Source organism: uncultured Corynebacterium sp. (assembly GCF_945649885.1).
Taxonomy (GTDB): Bacteria; Actinomycetota; Actinomycetes; order Mycobacteriales; family Mycobacteriaceae; genus Corynebacterium.
The window spans coordinates 1-17,213 of sequence record NZ_CALZFS010000005.1 but is presented as its reverse complement, the minus strand read 5'-3'; the positions used below and the strand labels follow the sequence as shown (position 1 = coordinate 17,213).

At 59.2% G+C, this 17,213-nt stretch carries 14 protein-coding genes and 1 pseudogene; 14 read left to right on the top strand and 1 reads right to left on the bottom strand.

The genetic code is table 11. The annotated features are described in order from the left end of the window. Positions 1-57 precede the first annotated feature (57 nt). From Q0M74_RS01110 to Q0M74_RS01070, 9 genes are all read left to right on the top strand, one after another. Positions 58-1,638 carry an anthranilate synthase component 1 gene (locus Q0M74_RS01110; RefSeq protein WP_293950942.1) on the top strand — a complete coding sequence of 527 codons (1,581 nt, stop codon included), beginning with the start codon at positions 58-60 and terminating at the stop codon, positions 1,636-1,638. Further along, the gene (locus Q0M74_RS01105; RefSeq protein ID WP_293950940.1) at positions 1,638-2,273 is read left to right on the top strand and encodes an anthranilate synthase component II; all 636 of its coding nucleotides are present in this window, start codon (positions 1,638-1,640) and stop codon (positions 2,271-2,273) included. The genes Q0M74_RS01110 and Q0M74_RS01105 overlap by 1 nt, the downstream gene beginning before the upstream one ends. Before the next feature lie 35 nt (positions 2,274-2,308). Beyond that, complete coding sequence (gene trpD, locus Q0M74_RS01100) at positions 2,309-3,337, top strand: anthranilate phosphoribosyltransferase (protein ID WP_293950938.1); 1,029 nt, start codon at positions 2,309-2,311, stop codon at positions 3,335-3,337. Beyond that, positions 3,324-4,748 carry a bifunctional indole-3-glycerol-phosphate synthase TrpC/phosphoribosylanthranilate isomerase TrpF gene (trpCF, locus tag Q0M74_RS01095; RefSeq protein WP_293951004.1) on the top strand — a complete coding sequence of 475 codons (1,425 nt, stop codon included), beginning with the start codon at positions 3,324-3,326 and terminating at the stop codon, positions 4,746-4,748. Before trpD ends, trpCF begins: the two co-directional genes overlap by 14 nt. A gap of 16 nt (positions 4,749-4,764) precedes the next feature. Further along, positions 4,765-6,021 carry a tryptophan synthase subunit beta gene (gene trpB, locus Q0M74_RS01090; protein WP_293950936.1) on the top strand — a complete coding sequence of 419 codons (1,257 nt, stop codon included), beginning with the start codon at positions 4,765-4,767 and terminating at the stop codon, positions 6,019-6,021. Next, positions 6,021-6,860 (top strand): tryptophan synthase subunit alpha, encoded by an 840-nt coding sequence (gene trpA, locus Q0M74_RS01085; RefSeq protein WP_293950934.1) that lies wholly within the window; start codon positions 6,021-6,023, stop codon positions 6,858-6,860. Before trpB (Q0M74_RS01090) ends, trpA begins: the two co-directional genes overlap by 1 nt. Before the next feature lie 732 nt (positions 6,861-7,592). Further along, a complete protein-coding gene (locus Q0M74_RS01080; protein WP_293950932.1) occupies positions 7,593-8,477 on the top strand; it encodes an ABC transporter ATP-binding protein in 885 nt (294 codons plus the stop codon). Then, positions 8,474-10,072 (top strand): FtsX-like permease family protein, encoded by a 1,599-nt coding sequence (locus Q0M74_RS01075; protein WP_293950930.1) that lies wholly within the window; start codon positions 8,474-8,476, stop codon positions 10,070-10,072. Before Q0M74_RS01080 ends, Q0M74_RS01075 begins: the two co-directional genes overlap by 4 nt. Before the next feature lie 102 nt (positions 10,073-10,174). Further along, positions 10,175-10,564, top strand: coding sequence for a Rieske 2Fe-2S domain-containing protein (locus Q0M74_RS01070; RefSeq protein ID WP_293950928.1), 390 nt, complete (start codon positions 10,175-10,177; stop codon positions 10,562-10,564). 52 nt (positions 10,565-10,616) lie between these two features. On the opposite strand, the gene Q0M74_RS01065 is transcribed toward Q0M74_RS01070, so the two are convergent. Then, positions 10,617-11,708, bottom strand: coding sequence for an NADH:flavin oxidoreductase/NADH oxidase (locus tag Q0M74_RS01065; RefSeq protein ID WP_293950926.1), 1,092 nt, complete (start codon positions 11,706-11,708; stop codon positions 10,617-10,619). Positions 11,709-12,254: 546 nt separating this feature from the next. Between Q0M74_RS01065 and Q0M74_RS01060 the strand changes: the two genes are divergently transcribed. The 5 genes and pseudogenes from Q0M74_RS01060 to Q0M74_RS01040 form a co-directional block, all read left to right on the top strand. Then, positions 12,255-13,235 carry a bile acid:sodium symporter family protein gene (locus Q0M74_RS01060; RefSeq protein WP_293950924.1) on the top strand — a complete coding sequence of 327 codons (981 nt, stop codon included), beginning with the start codon at positions 12,255-12,257 and terminating at the stop codon, positions 13,233-13,235. 275 nt (positions 13,236-13,510) lie between these two features. Beyond that, a complete protein-coding gene (trpB, locus tag Q0M74_RS01055) occupies positions 13,511-14,821 on the top strand; it encodes a tryptophan synthase subunit beta (protein ID WP_293950922.1) in 1,311 nt (436 codons plus the stop codon). 528 nt (positions 14,822-15,349) lie between these two features. After that, complete coding sequence (locus tag Q0M74_RS01050; protein ID WP_293950920.1) at positions 15,350-15,820, top strand: hypothetical protein; 471 nt, start codon at positions 15,350-15,352, stop codon at positions 15,818-15,820. Next, entirely contained in the window at positions 15,817-16,773 is a 957-nt protein-coding gene (locus Q0M74_RS01045) for a hypothetical protein (RefSeq protein ID WP_293950918.1), read from the top strand. The genes Q0M74_RS01050 and Q0M74_RS01045 overlap by 4 nt, the downstream gene beginning before the upstream one ends. 92 nt (positions 16,774-16,865) lie before the next feature. Next, positions 16,866-17,213, top strand: a pseudogene (locus tag Q0M74_RS01040) (hypothetical protein); the annotation flags it as partial.

The window sequence follows — 17,213 nt, the reverse complement described above, 5'->3', positions numbered from 1 at the left end:
CCAGCGAAAGGCTTCCACCTTGAACACCACTGCATACAACACACAGGTGAGCAGATCATGAGTGCTACACCGCATGTTATTTCCCGCGCAGTCCGCTACCACGAGGATGCCTCCAGCCTGTTCGCCCACCTCGGTGGCACCACAGCTGATGATGCTGCCCTCCTGGAGAGCGCCGATATCACCACCAAGAACGGCATTTCCTCACTTGCTGTGCTGAAGGGGTCCGCACGGATCACCTGCACCGGGCAGCGTGTGACGGCACAGCCCCTGACAAAGTCCGGCCGCCACGTGCTGTCCCGCCTGGCAGAGCAGCTGTCAGATTATGTCATTTCCGCACTTTCCCCAGAGCATGGAAATCCTGCGACTTTCCAATTCCCGGTCTCTGAGGCGGTGGATGAGCGCGAGCGTCTCACCGCGATCAGCACAATTGAGGTGCTGCGGAAGCTGCAGTTCGATTCTGGCTATGACCACAGTGCGCTGCCGCTGCTGATGGGCGGGTTCTCCTTCGATTATCTGGAGACCTTCGAAACCCTGCCGGAGGTGGGGGAGAGTGTGAACACCTACCCCGATTATCAGTTCCTGGTCGCCGAGATCATCCTGGATATCAACCACCAGGATCAGACCGCCCAGCTGGTCGGTGTCTCCAGTGACGCTGCGGCTCTGGAGGAAGAGCTGGCCGGGCTGGCTGCGCTTATCGACTCCGCCCTTCCTGAGACCGATCACGCCTATCAGGTGACCCCACACGGCGGTGACACCCTGACCGTGGTGGCTGATATCCCGGATCAGGAGTTCCGCCAGCAGGTGGATAACCTGAAGGAGAATATCCGCAACGGAGACATCTACCAGGTGGTGCCGGCGAGGTCCTTCTCCGCCCCGTGCCCGGATGCCTTTGCCGCCTATCTGCAACTGCGTGCCACCAACCCCAGCCCGTATATGTTCTACGTGCGTGGTCTGGATAATAACCGTCCCTATGAGCTCTTTGGTGCTTCCCCGGAGTCCAACCTGAAGTTCACCGCAGCCAACCGTGAGCTTCAGCTCTACCCCATTGCCGGTACCCGTCCCCGTGGTCTGAACCCGGACGGCAGCATCAATGATGAGCTGGATATCCGCAATGAACTGGATATGCGCACCGATGCCAAGGAAATCGCGGAGCACACCATGCTGGTGGATCTGGCCCGCAATGACCTGGCGCGTGTCTCTGTGCCTGCTTCACGACGAGTGGCCGACCTGCTGCAGGTGGACCGTTATTCCCGTGTCATGCACCTGGTCTCCCGTGTGACCGCCACGCTGGACCCGGAGCTGGACGCCCTGGATGCCTACCGTGCATGCATGAACATGGGCACCCTGACGGGTGCTCCCAAGCTGCGCGCGATGGAGCTGCTGCGTGGTGTCGAGAAGCGTCGCCGTGGTTCCTATGGCGGTGCCGTGGGTTATCTGCGCGGCAATGGCGATATGGATAACTGCATTGTCATCCGCTCCGCCTTCGTGCAGGACGGGGTGGCAGCGGTTCAGGCTGGCGCCGGTGTCGTGCGCGATTCCAATCCACAATCAGAAGCTGATGAGACTCTGCACAAGGCCTATGCCGTGCTCAACGCCATTGCGCTCGCAGCCGGTTCCACCCTGGAGGTAGTCCGATAATGACCCACGTTGTTCTCATCGATAATCACGATTCCTTCGTGTACAACCTTGTCGATGCCTTCGCCGTCGCGGGTTACCGCTGCACCGTCTTCCGCAACACCGTTGAGGTGGACACCATCCTGGCCGCCGAACCAGACCTGATCTGCCTGTCACCCGGCCCCGGATATCCAGCAACCTCCGGAAACATGATGACACTGATCGACCGCGCCCTGGGCACCATCCCGATGCTCGGCATCTGCCTCGGTTTCCAGGCACTGATCGAACACCATGGGGGAGAGGTGCAGCCCTGCGGCCCGGTACACGGCACCACCGACAACATGACGCTGACCAACGCCGGTGTCACCCACAACGTCTTCACCGGGCTGGCCACCGACGTGGAACCAGACCGCCCCGATCTCCCCGGCCGCCTGGTCCCGATCGGCCGCTATCACTCACTGGGCTGTGTTGAGGCACCGAAGGGGATCATCTCCTTAGGCACCTGCTCCTCTGAGATCGGTGACGTGGTCATGGCCGCGGAGACCACCGATGAGATGGCGATCGGTCTGCAGTTCCACCCGGAATCAGTGCTGAGCCCCACCGGCCCAATCATCCTAAGCCGCTGCGTGGAGAAGCTGCTGTCCACTCCAGCTAACTAGAAAACCGTTAGAAACTATTAAAGGATTTTTCTCATATGACTTCTGATGAAACCCTGGCTGTATTGAACAGGTATCTGGACAACAAGGCTCCCACCGTGGAAGAAGCGGTGGAGGTATTCACCCCGATGACCATCGGTGAATACGATGACGTCCACATCGCAGCGCTGCTGGCCACCATCCGCACCCGCGGGGAGACCTTCTCCGACATCGCCGGTGCCGCCAAGGCCTTCCTCAACGCCGGTCGTCCCTTCCCGGTCTCCGGCAAGGGTGTGCTGGATACCGCCGGTACCGGTGGCGACGGTGCCAACACCATCAACATCACCACCGGCGCGTCCCTGATCGCTGCCGCCGGTGGCCTCAAGGTGGTCAAACACGGCAACCGTTCCGTGTCCTCCAAGTCCGGTTCCGCAGACGTGTTGGAAGCACTGAATATTCCTCTGGACCTGGACCCCGAACGCGCCCAGCGTTGGTTCGAGGCTTCCAACTTCACCTTCCTCTTCGCCCCTGCCTACAACCCGGCGATCGCCCACGCGCAGCCGGTACGCAAGGCGCTGAAGATCCCGACCCTGTTCAATGTCCTGGGACCACTGCTGTCCCCGGTCCGCCCGGAGTTCCAGATCATGGGCGTGGCCAACCCGGCCCAGGGTCAAATGATCGCTGAGGTCTTCCGCGAACTCGGCCGCAGCCGTGCGCTGGTTGTCCATGGCGCCGGTACCGATGAGATCGCAGCCCATGGCACCACCCAGGTGTGGGAGCTGAAGGAAGATGGCGAGATCATCTCCTATGAGATCACCCCGGAGGAACTCGGTGTTGCACAGTGTGAGTTGAAGGATCTCGTTGGTGGCGATGGGGTGGAGAACGCCGCACACATGCGCGCCATCTTCGACGGCTCAGGTCCGGTTGCCCATCGCAATGCCTTGGCGGTGAACGCCGGTGCGATGTTCTACCTGAACTCACGGGTGGACTCCCTCCGTGAAGGCACCGAGCTGGCCCTGCAGCTTCTGGAAGACGGCACCGTTGCTGACTGGTTGAACAAGCATGAGGAGATTGATTACCGTGGCTAAACTTCCCACTGTTTTAGAAAGCATCGTCGAAGGCCGTCGCGGCCATCTCGAGGAGATCCGGGCACGTATCGCCCACGTCGATGTGGACGCTCTGCCCAAGTCCACCCGTTCGCTCTATGACTCCCTGAACCAGGGCAGGGGAGGGGCCCGCTTCATCATGGAGTGCAAGTCCGCATCTCCCTCCTTGGGCATGATCCGTGAGCATTATCAGCCGGGCGATATCGCACGCATCTACTCACGTTTTGCCAGCGGCATCTCCGTGCTCTGCGAGCCGGACCGCTTCGGCGGCGACTATGACCACCTGGCCACCGTGGCTGCCTCCTCGCACCTGCCGGTGCTGTGCAAGGATTTTGTCATCGACAAGGTCCAGGTGCAGGCCGCCCGTTACTTCGGTGCCGACGCCATCCTGCTGATGCTGTCCGTACTTGACGACGCCGCCTACGCGGAGCTTGCGGCAGAGGCAGAGCGCTTCGGTCTCGACGTGCTCACCGAAGTCATCGACGAGGAAGAGGTCGAGCGTGCCATCAAGCTGGGCGCGAAGATCTTCGGTGTGAACCACCGCAACCTCCACGACCTGTCCATTGATCTGGATCGCTCAGGCCGTCTGGCCAAGCTGATCCCGGCCGATGCAGTGCTGATCTCTGAGTCCGGTGTGCGTGACAATGAGACCGTTCGCCAGCTCGGTGGGCACTCCCATGGTTTCCTGGTGGGTTCCCAGTTGACCGGTCAGCCCGATGTGGAGTTCGCGGCACGCGAGCTTGTCTACGGCACCAATAAGGTCTGCGGATTGACTTCCGCCACGGCGGCCCAGACCGCACGGGCAGCAGGCGCCCTCTATGGTGGACTCATCTTCGAGGAGGCCTCCCCGCGAAATGTTTCACGTGAAACATCCGCATCCATCATCGCCGCAGAGCCGGATCTGCGTTATGTAGCGGTCAGCCGCCGTACCTCCGGCTACGCGGAACTACTTCAGGAGGGCATCTATGCCGTCCAGATCCACGCCCCACTGCAGGACTCCATTGCGGCGGAACTCGCTCTGGTTGAGTCCGTCCGCGCTGAGGTTGGCCCCGAGGTTGAGGTGTGGCGTGCCGTCTCCATGACCTCTGAGGGCGGAGCCGATATCGCCCTCGCCCTGGCGGACAAGGTTGACCGTCTCGTGCTGGATGCCCACCAGGGCGGCAGTGGCGAGTCCTTCGACTGGTCCACCATTCCTGCAGAGGTTCGTTCCTCCGCACTCCTGGCTGGCGGCATCTCCCCGGCAAATGCAGCAGAGGCACTCGCCGTCGGCTGCGGCGGACTGGACATCAACTCCGGCGTGGAATACTCCGCTGAGGCAGGGGAGTGGGCAGGCAAGAAGGACGCCGGTGCCATCCTCAAGATCTTCTCCACCATCCGAACCTTCCACTACTAAAGGTATAAAGAATCTCATGACTAACAATCACAACCTCGGCGGCAGCACACTGCTACCCGCCTACTTCGGTGAGTTCGGTGGACAGTTCGTCGCCGAGTCTCTCCTACCCGCACTGGACCAGTTGGAGAAGGCATTCGTCGATGCCACCAACAGCGCAGAGTTCCGTGAGGAGCTGGCCACCTATTTCCGCGACTATCTCGGCCGCCCCACCCCACTGACTGAATGCTCCAACCTGCCACTGGCTGGACAGGGCAAGGGTTATGCCCGCATCTTCCTCAAGCGTGAGGATCTGGTCCACGGTGGTGCCCACAAGACCAACCAGGTGATCGGTCAGGCACTGCTGGCCAAGCGGATGGGCAAGAAGCGCATCATCGCTGAGACCGGTGCCGGACAGCACGGCACCGCCACCGCACTTGCCTGCTCCCTGCTGGGACTGGAGTGCGTGGTTTACATGGGCGCCAAGGACGTCGCCCGTCAGCAACCCAACGTCTACCGCATGCAGCTGCATGGCGCGAAGGTCATCCCTGTTGAGTCCGGTTCCGGCACCCTCAAGGACGCCGTGAATGAAGCACTGCGTGACTGGACCGCCACCTTCCACGATTCCCACTACCTCCTGGGCACCGCCGCCGGACCGCACCCATTCCCAACGATCGTGCGTGAATTCCACAAGGTGATCTCCGAAGAGGCCAAGGCTCAGATGCTCGAGCGCACCGGCAAGATGCCCGATGTTGTGGTCGCCTGTGTTGGTGGCGGCTCCAACGCCATCGGTATGTTCGCCGACTTCATCGATGAAGAGGGCGTAGAGCTCATCGGCGCTGAGCCCGCCGGTGAGGGACTGGACTCCGGCAAGCACGGAGCCACCATCACCAATGGCCAGATCGGCATCCTGCACGGCACCCGCTCCTATCTGATGCGCAGTTCCGACGGACAGGTGGAAGAGTCCTATTCCATCTCCGCCGGCCTGGACTACCCAGGCGTTGGCCCGCAGCACGCATACCTCCACGCCTCCGGTCGCGCGACCTATGTGGGCATCACTGATGCGGAGGCACTCGAGGCTTTCCAGTACCTGGCTCGCTTCGAGGGCATCATCCCGGCCCTGGAGTCTTCACATGCCTTCGCTTACGCCATCAAGCGCGCCAAGCTCGCCGAGGAGGAAGGTAAGGAGATCACCATCCTGGTCTCCCTGTCTGGCCGTGGCGACAAGGATGTTGACCACATCCGTCGCACCCTGGAAGAGAACCCAGAACTAGTCCTCAAGGAGGAGAACCGATAATGAGCCGTTATACCAACCTCTTTGAGCGTCTCGATCAGGCAGGGGAGGGCGCCTTCGTTCCCTTCATCATGCTCAACGATCCCAACCCGGACGCCTCCTACGAGATCATCGCCACCGCCATCGACGCCGGCGCTGACGCCCTCGAACTCGGCGTGCCCTTCTCCGATCCGGTAGCCGATGGCCCCACCGTGGCAGAGTCCCACCTGCGTGCCCTCGACGGTGGCTCCACCGTCAACTCCTGTCTGGAGCTGATCGCCCGTATCCGCGAGGCCTACCCGGAAATCCCGATCGGCATGCTCATCTACGGCAACGTGCCTTTCACCCGGGGACTGGACAGCTTCTATGCAGAGTTCGCCGCCGCCGGTGCAGACTCCGTTCTGATCCCGGATGTTCCGGTACGCGAAGGCGGACCCTTCATTGAGGCCGCTGAGAAGGCCGGTGTGGACCCGATCTTCATCGCTCCGGCACAGGCTTCGGAGACCACCCTGGAGGGTGTCAGTGCCGCATCCAAGGGCTATATCTACGCCATCTCCCGCGACGGTGTCACCGGCACGGAGCGCGAATCCAGCACCGCGGGCCTGGAAGATGTGGTTAATAACATCAAGCGTTTTGGTGGCGCCCCGATCCTCCTGGGCTTCGGCATCTCCTCCCCGCAGCACGTGGCTGATGCCATTGCCGCGGGTGCCTCCGGGGCGATCACGGGTTCCGCGATCACCAAGATCATCGCCTCTCACTGCGAGGGCGAGCACCCAAATCCATCCACCATCAAGGATCTTGCTGGGCTGAAGAAGGAACTCACTGAGTTCGTTTCCGCCATGAAGGCTGCCACCAAGAAGTAGTTTTCCACTCTCCGTGGCAGTCTGGATCGGGGGAATGAACCGGCGATGTTTCACGTGAAACATCGCCGGTTTTTCCATACCTGAGGATGAGGGGCGGAGGCTTAAAAATATCCTGCGGATCATCCGGTGGGGTAGGGGAGTGGTTGCAGTATCCAGAAACTGCTTTGTGGCACCCACGCCTGACTACTGCGCGACCCCTATTGGACTGGCTTGAGGGGAAGCCGAATCCGTGCCACCCGAAGACGATTGGCATCCAGGACTGCGCGCCCTCCAAGAATTCTAAGGAGGGGCCAGCAGAGGAGTCGCGAATCCCGTGATGATGCCCGGGGTCATCACCGGGGAGCTTAGGGTGTGATCTTCAGATGGCCCTCACTTAGCTTTCAGAGAGCCCCCCCATCGGATACTCTCGCAGGGAACGGTGATTGTGGGATTCCCGGTGACCCCACCAGATGATTCTCGGGAGGGGAGCAAGGAGAAGTCCACCAAGCCCCTCTGCAAATCCCTCACGAGGTCTGTCGGAGAGTTGGCCAGGGACCCTCGAGACCTTCGATGAGAGACTCCGCGGCACCCGACTCAAGCGAGATTCCCACTTGCTCCTTCACCTCATATCAGCCCTCCCGGGAAGACTATCGTCTCCTCCCGGCGGACTAATTCAGGACTTCTGGAGAACTCCGGACACCCTGAAATCAGACTCCCGCACCCGCTGTAGTGAAAGAGCCGATAATGGGGAGCATGAGCCCTCCAGTCATTCAGATCCAGAACCTGGTCAAGAAATTCGGAAGTTTCACTGCAGTAGATGACCTCTCACTCACGGTTGGGGAGAGGAGTGTTCACGGCTTCCTCGGCCCCAATGGTGCCGGAAAATCCACTACCATCCGAGCGCTGATCGGAGTTCTGACCCCGACATCGGGAACAGTCAGGGTCCTGGGAGAGGATCCCCGCAAACATCCAGAGGTGTTGAAGAAGGTCGGCTATGTCCCCGGAGACGCCACCCTCTGGCCGAATCTGACCGGCCGGGAAGTCTTCCGGGCCTTGGAGTCCCTGCGTGGAATTCCCGTCAACCGGAAGCGCGAAGAGGAATTGATTGAGCTTTTCCTCTTGGATCCTGATAAGAAAATCCGGGAGTATTCCACCGGTAACCGAAGGAAGGTGGGATTGATTTCTGCTTTCACCCCGGAGTCGGAACTACTGATTCTGGATGAACCGACCTCCGGTCTGGATCCTCTCATGGAGAATGTCTTCGTCCGTGAAGTACGCAAATTTCAGAAGAACGGTGGCTCAGTTCTTCTCAGCAGTCATATTCTCAGTGAGGTGGAAACGCTCTGCGATCACGTGACGGTAATCAAGGAAGGGCGTTCCGTGGCGTCGAATGAGGTCGGTTATCTCCAACAGATCTCCGCCCACAAGATCAGTGCGATGCTTCCAGAACTTCCCGCTTCGCTGGAGCATCATCCGGATGTGGAGTTCCACGAGGGCCATCTGAGTCTCACCACCGATGCCGCCACGGTGCCCTCCATACTGCGGGCAATCATCGATGCTGGCGGAGAGAACATCATCAGCACCCCGGCTTCACTGGAGGAGATTTTCCTCCGGCACTACGGGGAGGAGGAATCATGAATGCCCAATTGATCCGCCTGAATCTCCGCCTCGCACGGATGACCATCCTCTGGTGGTGTCTGGGACTGTGGCTGTTTGTCGCCGCCATGCCACCGGCTTATCTCCAGTATTATCCGACTCTCGCGGGCCGCGAACCGCTTGTGGCTGGCATGCGCGACAACATGGGCACCAAAGCAATGTATGGCGTCTTCCCGCCGCCCGGCACCATCGGACAATTCACGGCCTGGGAGATCGGAGCATGGGCGTGCATCCTCAGCTCGGTCATGGCGGTGCTCATCTTCACCACGATGTACCGTGGTGCGGAGCTCCGTGGAGAGAGTGAACTCATCCAGTCACTGGGGTTGCCACGTTCCACTATCTTCCGCGCGGCTTTGTTCGCCTCCACTCTGGTGGCGATCCTGGTGGGTGCGGGTCTCGCGCTCATCCTCCTCGCACTGCACTATCTCAGCACCGAAGAGATCAGCATCGACGGTGCCTTCACCTTCGGGGCACTGATCTCACTCACCATGATCGGGTGCATCGGACTGACCAGTATCCTGCAGTCCCTGATCGGTGGTTCCACCAATCTCAATCGGTTGGGTCTGCTCATTATCGCGGCATCCTTCCTCATCCGGGTGTTCGCCGATTCCTATGACTCCGGGCTCTCGGGCATCCTCAACTGGATTTCCCCCTTGGGGTGGAGGGCGCACATCATGCCCTTCACCGATGATGACTGGGGAGCGGTCGGCTGGGCGGCACTCATCTGCGTCGGTCTGTTCATCCTGGCGGTGGTTCTGGATTCCTACCGCAGTGTCCATTCCGCATTGATTCCGGCACGGGAAGGGCGGGGGAGAGGAGCGCGGAAGATCCGGGGTCTGGTGTCGCTGAATCTCTTGACCCACCGCGGGATGATCATCGCCTGGGCGCTGACATGTGGAGTGATCATCGCCTGCATTCTGCCGCTGATCGACTCCATGATCCCGCTCTTGGAAGAGGACGACGCCACGCTCAACATCATCCAGGACCTGCTCCCCATGAAGGATATCCAGTCCGAGTTCATCATCTATGTTTTTCAGATGGTGGCTGTGTTGGTCGCCGTGGCGGTGACCCAACCCTTGGTGTCCTATATCGGACAGGAGAGAAGCCGGTTGATCGACACCATCCGCGCCACTGGAATTTCCCGTCACCGACCCCTGGCGGGTGCGGTGACAACAGCAGTCCTCACCGGATTCGCCTGTGCGATCCTCTCCATTCTCGGTGGTCTCCTCGCACTGCAGATTCAGGATGGGGAAGTAGCGGAGGGAAAGAAGCTCATCCTGACGGCAGGACTGTCTCTGATTCTCCAGGCTCTGGCTTTCATCGGCATCGCCACACTGCTCGCTGGATGGGCGCCGCGGTTGATTCAGCTGTCCTGGCTCCCGGTAGTTCTCGCTGGCACGGTCTCCATCCTGGGGCCACTACTCACCCTCACCCCGGAACAGGTCGATCTCTCGCCACTGTCCCACACCCTGACCCCTTCTGGAGGGGATATCGGAGCCTTGGCGATATTCTCAGCCCTGGGACTGACCAGTGTCATCATCGGTTTGATCGGTGCCCGAGAGCGAGAAATCCGCTAATTCCCCCAAGGTCAGATCCCCGTCATGTTTCACGTGAAACATCGGGGATTTTTTCATCTCAAATAATTAGCCCTTGCCACCCGGACCAGCAATACTGGAGCTATGAGCCTCTCACCTTCATCCCCAGCCTGCAGCCGTCGCACCTTCCTCCTCGGCGCCGCTACCACCTTCGCCGGAGCATTCCTCGCCGCTTGTGGCAGCAATCCACCCAAGGAGATTGCGGCCACCGAAGTTCCCGTGGGCAGTGCGGTCATCCTCGGATCCGTCATCATCGCCCAACCCATGGAAGGGGAGTTTCTCGCTTACTCCTCGGCGTGCCCACATCAGGGCAACTTCATCACGAAGGTGGAGGGGGATGTAGTCACCTGTACCAAGCACAATTCCAAGTTCTCCATCATGGATGGCTCTCTGATCTCCGGCCCGGCAGCCACCGGACTCAGCGAAGCTAACCTCACCCGGGAGGGTGACACCTTGAGTGCCTCTGTGCTCTAAACCCACACAAGTAGAAAGGCGATGTTTCACGTGAAACATCGCCTTTCTACTTTCACTTCGGCCAGGCCGCGCGCCAGTAGGAAGTGGGAAAGGGGGTCTCCTCAGAGGGCAGGCCCAATTCATGGGCTGCACGTTGGGGCCAGGAGGGATCCCGCAGCGCAGCGCGACCGAGGGAGACGATGTCCGCCTGCCCTTCGTCGAGAAGCTGCTGCGCCTGATGTGCTTCGGTGATGAGGCCGACGGTGGAGGTGGAGATCCCGACCTCTTTTTTCACCCGCGCAGCAAATGGAACCTGGTAGCCAGGGCGGACCGGGATACGCGCCGGCGAGGCACCACCGGTGGAGATGTCCACAACATCCACACCGAGATCCTTGAGGATCGCCACGAGGCGGACAGTCTGCTCGAGATCCCAGGAAGGCTCATCTCCAATCCAGTCAGTGGCGGAGAGGCGCACCAGAAGCGGCATCTCCTCAGGAATCTCGGCACGGATCGCCATAACGATCTCTCGGATGAGACGCGTGCGATTCTCAAAGGAGCCGCCATAGTCATCGCTGCGCTTATTGGCCAGCGGGGTGAGGAACTGGTGGAGGAGGTAGCCATGGGCGCCGTGGACCTCAATGGTGTCGAAGCCGGCGTCAACGGCACGGCGCGAGGCCTGGGCGAAATCAGCGATAACCTTCCGGATATCTTCCAGCGTCATCTCGCGGGGAGTGCCCAGACCCTGCTGGGGAAGAGCGCTAGGGCCGTGGGTCTCCCAACCACCTTCCCCAAGAGGTATCGTGCCCGATGGCTGGCCGGGCAGCCACGGGTAGGTGCCCGCTTTACGGCCGGCATGATTCAATTGCACCCCGATCACCGCACCCTGGGAGTGGGCGAAATCAGTGATGCCCTTCCATGCCAGAACCTGATCATCATTCCAGAGCCCTGTACAAGCGGGGGAGATCCTCGCCTCCGGGCTCACTCCGGTGGCCTCCGTGACAATGAGACCGAAGCCGCCCACAGCGCGGGCGCCATAGTGAACGGTGTGCCAATCCTCCGGGATACCGTCGTGGGCAGTCACCTGATACTGACACATCGGAGCCAACCATACCCGGTTGCGGACCGTCAGACCGCGGAGCTGAAGAGGAGAGAAGAGGGAAGTCATGCAGTCGACGATAGCTGAAGCCCACACCGGAAGACAGATAAAAATTATTTATCTAAGTATTTCAATAATCCCTAAGAAGCAATTTTAGCCCAGAAGAGGGGAGCTTCAACCACCCAGGACATCATCCTACTAAGATCACTGTGACAAAACAGATGACAGCGAGGAGTGCCAATTAATTACTTGAATAATTTGATGATATAGCCACAAAGTAGTGGGCCTACCCCGCAATGGATTTTCCTAAAAACTTAATTATCCCACCACGAAACTTCCCCAAGTTTCGCAAGCTCCATCATGGAGATCCCTCAGTGGGTCAACACCGCCCCCACGGGGTTGAAAAGCCTGAGCTTTTCAAAGATTTCCAGGGCCCAGTAACTAGACCACCAGCAGGAAGCTGATACTCAGCATCTCCGTGCCGAGCACCCTCGCTGTGGTTTGAACAGTACACCATGATCGGATCGCACCGCATAACCCGGGGAGTGACTTGAACAGCAACCGGCAGCTACCAACCCACTCCGCACCGCTACCGGGGGCCGTACACTCACATACATGCTTGAACGCCTGAAACGGTTGGATCCGTTAATTGTCCTCATTGTTCTTGCGGTCATCGTTGCCATCATCCTCCCGGCGAGTGGGACATTCGCCGAGTGGTTCGACTATGCAGTGAAGATCGCCATCGCTCTGCTCTTCTTCCTCTATGGAGCGCGACTGTCCACGCAGGAGGCCCTCAACGGCCTGAAGCATTGGCGCCTCCATCTCACGATCCTGGCAGTCACCTTCCTGATCTTCCCGCTGGTGGGTGTAGGCCTGAAGCCTTTGACCTTCTTCATCTCTGAAGATCTCTATATGGGCATCCTCTTCCTCACCCTGGTGCCTTCCACTGTGCAGTCTTCGGTGGCGTTCACCTCCATCGCCAAGGGAAATATCGCCGGTTCCATCGTGGCGGCCTCCCTCTCGAATCTGGCTGGCGTCTTCTTCACTCCACTGCTGGTCATGATGCTCATGACCGCTGATGGTGGTGTGAGCATTGATCTCCAGGTCTTCCTCAACATCGCCATCCAGCTGCTGCTACCTTTCATCCTCGGCCAGGCCTGTAGGAAGTGGGTCAAGAAACTCGCAGCGAACAAGGCCACCAAGATCGTGGACCGTGGTTCCATCGCCATGGTGGTTTACTCTGCGTTCTCTGCAGGCATGGTGAGCGGCATCTGGTCCACCGTCGCGGTATGGGACATCGCCTTCCTCATCGTCTTCTCCATTGCGCTGATCATGGCGATGCTCTGGTTCACCATGTTCATCTCCCAGCGCATCGGTTTCAACCGTGCTGACTCCATCGCCATCCAGTTCTGCGGCACCAAGAAGTCCCTGGCCACCGGCCTTCCAATGGCAGCAGTGATCTTCGGTGGAGCCAATGTTGGTCTCCTCATTCTTCCATTGATGATTTTCCACCAGATTCAGCTTATGATCTGCGCCTGGCTGGCCGCGCGTTATGGCAAGGAAGCAGGGGAGCAGAAGGCTGCGGCTTCTGCTTAGAAGCATTCCTTCTGGATTTTAAGATCCAACGGTGACATTCCCCGAGATTCGTGGGATGTCACCGTTTTCATTTACCAGCCCCCATCTCCTCGGAGGCAGCGCCCCACCCATGTTTCACGTGAAACATCGGAGTATGAGATATTCCCCTGAGGATCCCCCACTTCCCATCAACTTCACGATGTAGGATTTTACTGGTCAACACCTTGTCAGCATGTTGCCGATCTCTTTGCCAAGTTCGCTCCTCAATGATTGTTTCACCAGAAAGCCTTTAGATCATGACAACAACTTCACGTCACACCCTCCTCGATGCCCACTTCGGCGAATACGGCGGACAGTTCGTCCCTGATCTCCTTCTTCCTGCACTCGATGAACTGGAGAAGGCTTATGTTGATGCACTCGAGGATCCCACCTTCATCGACGAGCTGAACAGCCTCTACACCAACTACCTCGGTCGCCCGACCCCCATCACCGAATGCGCCAATCTGCCATTGGAGGGCCAGGGGAGGGGAACCGCCCGCATCTTCCTCAAGCGCGAAGATCTAGTTCATGGCGGCGCCCACAAGGGCAATCAGGTGGTGGCCCAGGCACTGCTTGCCAAGCGCCTGGGCAAGACACGACTCATTGCAGAAACCGGCGCTGGACAGCATGGCACGGCAACCGCGATGGTGGCTGCTCTGTTCGGCATGAAGTGCACCGTCTACATGGGCGCTAAGGATGTTGCCCGTCAGCAGCCGAATGTTTATCGCATGCGGCTCATGGGTGCTGAAGTTGTTGCCGTGGATGAACAGTCCGGCAACGGCCTCAGTAGTGCCATCGACATCGCCATCAATGACTGGGTGGAGAATCTCGCGGAGACTCATTACCTGCTGGGCACCGCTGCCGGCCCGCACCCATTTCCCACCCTGGTCAAGGAGTTCCACTCCGTGATCTCCCGGGAATCGCGTGAACAGATGATGGAACGCACCGGCCAGCTTCCTGATGCTGTGGTTGCCTGTGTCGGCGGCGGTTCCAATGCCATCGGTGCTTTCGCCCAGTACTTGGAGGAACAGCCCGGCAACGCCGAGGTCCGTCTGATCGGTGTGGAACCGGCTGGCTACGGTCTGGATACTGATCTCAATGGAGCACCATTGCACAATGGTCGTCCATCACATCTGCATGGATCCCTTTCCTATGTCCTGGTTGATGAGGAAGGAAACCTCCGCAATTCCCACTCTGTGTCCGCAGGTCTGGATTACCCGGGCATCGGCCCGGAGCATGCCCACCTCAAGGACACCGGTCGGGCTGAATATGTGGGCATCACCGATGCGGAGGCCCTCCAGGCTTTCCGTCTACTATGCCGTTATGAAGGCATCATCCCTGCACTGGAATCCAGTCACGCCCTGGCGCATGCCCTGAAGATGGCTGCCGAGGCCACCGAACCGATCAACATTCTGGTTAATCTTTCCGGCCGGGGTGACAAGGATGTGTCCTATGTCCGTCAGCTTCTCGGCGATCATGCCACCCTGGATCCTGCCACTGACCCGCTCACGGATATTGATGTTCTGGGTGTCTTGGATGTACTGACTCCACAGGCTGACACCCGCTAGCCAAATACTCCTGCCCCGGTAATAGTGATGCCTCTGCAGAGACATCACTATCTTTTATGCCCTGAAGAACCTCCCCCTAGGAGCTCACCACGACCACAGGGCAGGGCAGTACACGGCCAGGTTAAAGCAGTTATCTAATTGCGTACTTTTCCCTGAATTCCTCGATACAGTATGGGTATTCGAGTTGCTCACAGGTCAGTCGCATTGATCTTCCAGCAACGGGCATACGTAACAAAGGACAGTGCGATGACCAACCAGAACCCCTGGAGCGAAGATCCTCACCAGCTATCTGGTGAACAGGGCAATCCCTCCCCGGAAACATCTTCCTTCCCCCCAGTTGCCCCACCCCAACAAAGCACTCCGCCCTTTGGTGAACCACAGCATCCCCAGCACCCACCGCAGTACCAACAGTTCCCTCCGCAGAATCCTCCGAAACTCAAGAACAGATGGCTACTGGCAGTTGCCATGGTCATAGCGGTCCTCCTTCTCACTGGGTTATGTCTTGTTGTCGCCAGTGTTGCTGGATGGGTGAATTTCGGAAACCAGAATGAAGCGGTGGAAGCAGGGGAGCCGGGAGACACAGCCATCGTCACCGAGGTTGTCGTAGTCCCCGGTGAAGATGGGCAGGAGGCACCAGCTGGAGCGGAGGTAGTCCGCCCGGCACCTGTTCCGCAGGGCGATGACCGTGCGGTGAATCAGTCACGTCCTTCCCGGGTCTCCCTGCCGAATAATGCCTATGCGGCAAATGCCTCGGCACGGACCGGTGAGCCAGACGGTAATTTCAACAATGTCTACACCGGCAGCAGCGTCACCAGTGTGGAATTCGCCCGCTATGTGCGTTCAGCATTTGCGGATTTCTACTACAATACGGGACAGACCTCCGGCACCATCACGGCTTATAGTCCTGTTACTGGGCTCAATTACACAATGAACTGCACAGACAATGGCAGCTATGTCACTTGTACCGGTGGCAACAATGCTGTCGTCTACATCTCATGAGGGTCAGACTCCGTCCTTTAGGATGGTGCAGCCTGGCCCTCACCGTGCCGTTGCTGCTCACCAGTTGTACGATCGGCGATCTGGAAACTGCCCCGATTTCCTCTTCCACCCAGTCCACCTCCACAGTGACAATCACCAGTCATCTGAACCCGGGATCTGGGGATCCACGGCCAGGGGCGCAGCCTGAAGCAGGGCATGGTGTTGAGCCTGAGGGGGCGTCAATAAGTGCTGGCTCCGGTGAGCTCAATGGGGCCCTGCAGGCTGCCGTGGAGCAGACAACCCTGGTGTTTGCTGGCACCGCGGGCATTGCTGTTTCTGATGGCAGTACGGAATTCATGGCGGGCGATACAGGCCCTGCTGCATCCTGGTCCACCATCAAGGTTCCGATTGCCATTGCGGCACTACGTCAGGATCCCCAGCAGGCGGCGAATGCAACGGCGGCTATCCAGTGGTCTGATAATCCGGCAGCTGAGGCCTTGTGGTTATCGCTGGGAACTCCGGAGCAGGCCAGTGGTGCCACGGGTGCCGTGCTGGCGGAGGGTGGCAGCGGGACAGCGGTGAATGCTGTGCGATCCCGAAGTGAGTTCAGCACCTTTGGGCAGACCATGTGGACACCGACAGATCAGGCGCGCTTCGCAGCAAATCTGGAATGCATCCCCGGTGCCGAACCTGTGCTGGAGAGCATGTCCATGGTAGAGGCAAGCCAGACATGGGGGATCGGCCAGCTTCCCAACGCCAGGTTCAAAGGTGGCTGGGGTCCGGATCCAGATGGTTCCTATATGGCCCGTCAATTTGGTTTAAGCACTGATCCTGAAACTGGTCAGATGGTGGCCTTGGCGATCATTGTGCGTCCTGGTTCTGGAACTTTCTCCGATGCCCAGGCGATGGCAAGTACGCTCATCTCCCATATTCAGGATGAGTTATCTCTGGCCCCTGAAGCGTCGTGCCTCTAGCCAGACGTCCGGTTGGGCATATAACCTTTCCACCATTCCATCAATGAGGTTTATTCTTACCCCGCATCACACACTCACCCCAGGGAGCAACGATGGCCACCAGGCTCATATCTCAGCCATTCACCTTCGATGAAGATGACTGGCATGCCTGGCACCGGGGCCGTACAGAATATGCATCATCCCCCACGGGTCCGACCGCACTGACCGCCAACCACTGGGTGGAACCAGACAAGCCTGCTTCCGCCCTGGAGTACCCGGACACTCCGGGACGTTGGTACCGGACCACAGACAGGCTCATCGGTCTAGATATTCCACGCACGCATTCAGTCACTGGCACGGTCCAGCTTGCGGCGGGGGAGTCGGTGTCTGATGGTTCTTTGAGCATCCAGGCTTTTGAACGCCAGGGGGAGTTTGCAGTGAGGATCTATAACCGTCATGCC

Bases quoted from the DNA above. Each gene is read 5' to 3' on its own strand.
- trpB (WP_293950936.1), top strand. From the start codon at position 4,765: ATGACTAACAATCACAACCTCGGCGGCAGCACACTGCTACCCGCCTAC.
- trpA (WP_293950934.1), top strand. From the start codon at position 6,021: ATGAGCCGTTATACCAACCTCTTTGAGCGTCTCGATCAGGCAGGGGAG.
- Q0M74_RS01045 (WP_293950918.1), top strand. From the start codon at position 15,817: ATGAGGGTCAGACTCCGTCCTTTAGGATGGTGCAGCCTGGCCCTCACC.
- Q0M74_RS01105 (WP_293950940.1), top strand. From the start codon at position 1,638: ATGACCCACGTTGTTCTCATCGATAATCACGATTCCTTCGTGTACAAC.
- Q0M74_RS01065 (WP_293950926.1), bottom strand. From the start codon at position 11,708: ATGACTTCCCTCTTCTCTCCTCTTCAGCTCCGCGGTCTGACGGTCCGC.
- Q0M74_RS01075 (WP_293950930.1), top strand. From the start codon at position 8,474: ATGAATGCCCAATTGATCCGCCTGAATCTCCGCCTCGCACGGATGACC.
- Q0M74_RS01110 (WP_293950942.1), top strand. From the start codon at position 58: ATGAGTGCTACACCGCATGTTATTTCCCGCGCAGTCCGCTACCACGAG.
- trpD (WP_293950938.1), top strand. From the start codon at position 2,309: ATGACTTCTGATGAAACCCTGGCTGTATTGAACAGGTATCTGGACAAC.
- Q0M74_RS01060 (WP_293950924.1), top strand. From the start codon at position 12,255: ATGCTTGAACGCCTGAAACGGTTGGATCCGTTAATTGTCCTCATTGTT.
- Q0M74_RS01080 (WP_293950932.1), top strand. From the start codon at position 7,593: ATGAGCCCTCCAGTCATTCAGATCCAGAACCTGGTCAAGAAATTCGGA.
- Q0M74_RS01070 (WP_293950928.1), top strand. From the start codon at position 10,175: ATGAGCCTCTCACCTTCATCCCCAGCCTGCAGCCGTCGCACCTTCCTC.
- trpB (WP_293950922.1), top strand. From the start codon at position 13,511: ATGACAACAACTTCACGTCACACCCTCCTCGATGCCCACTTCGGCGAA.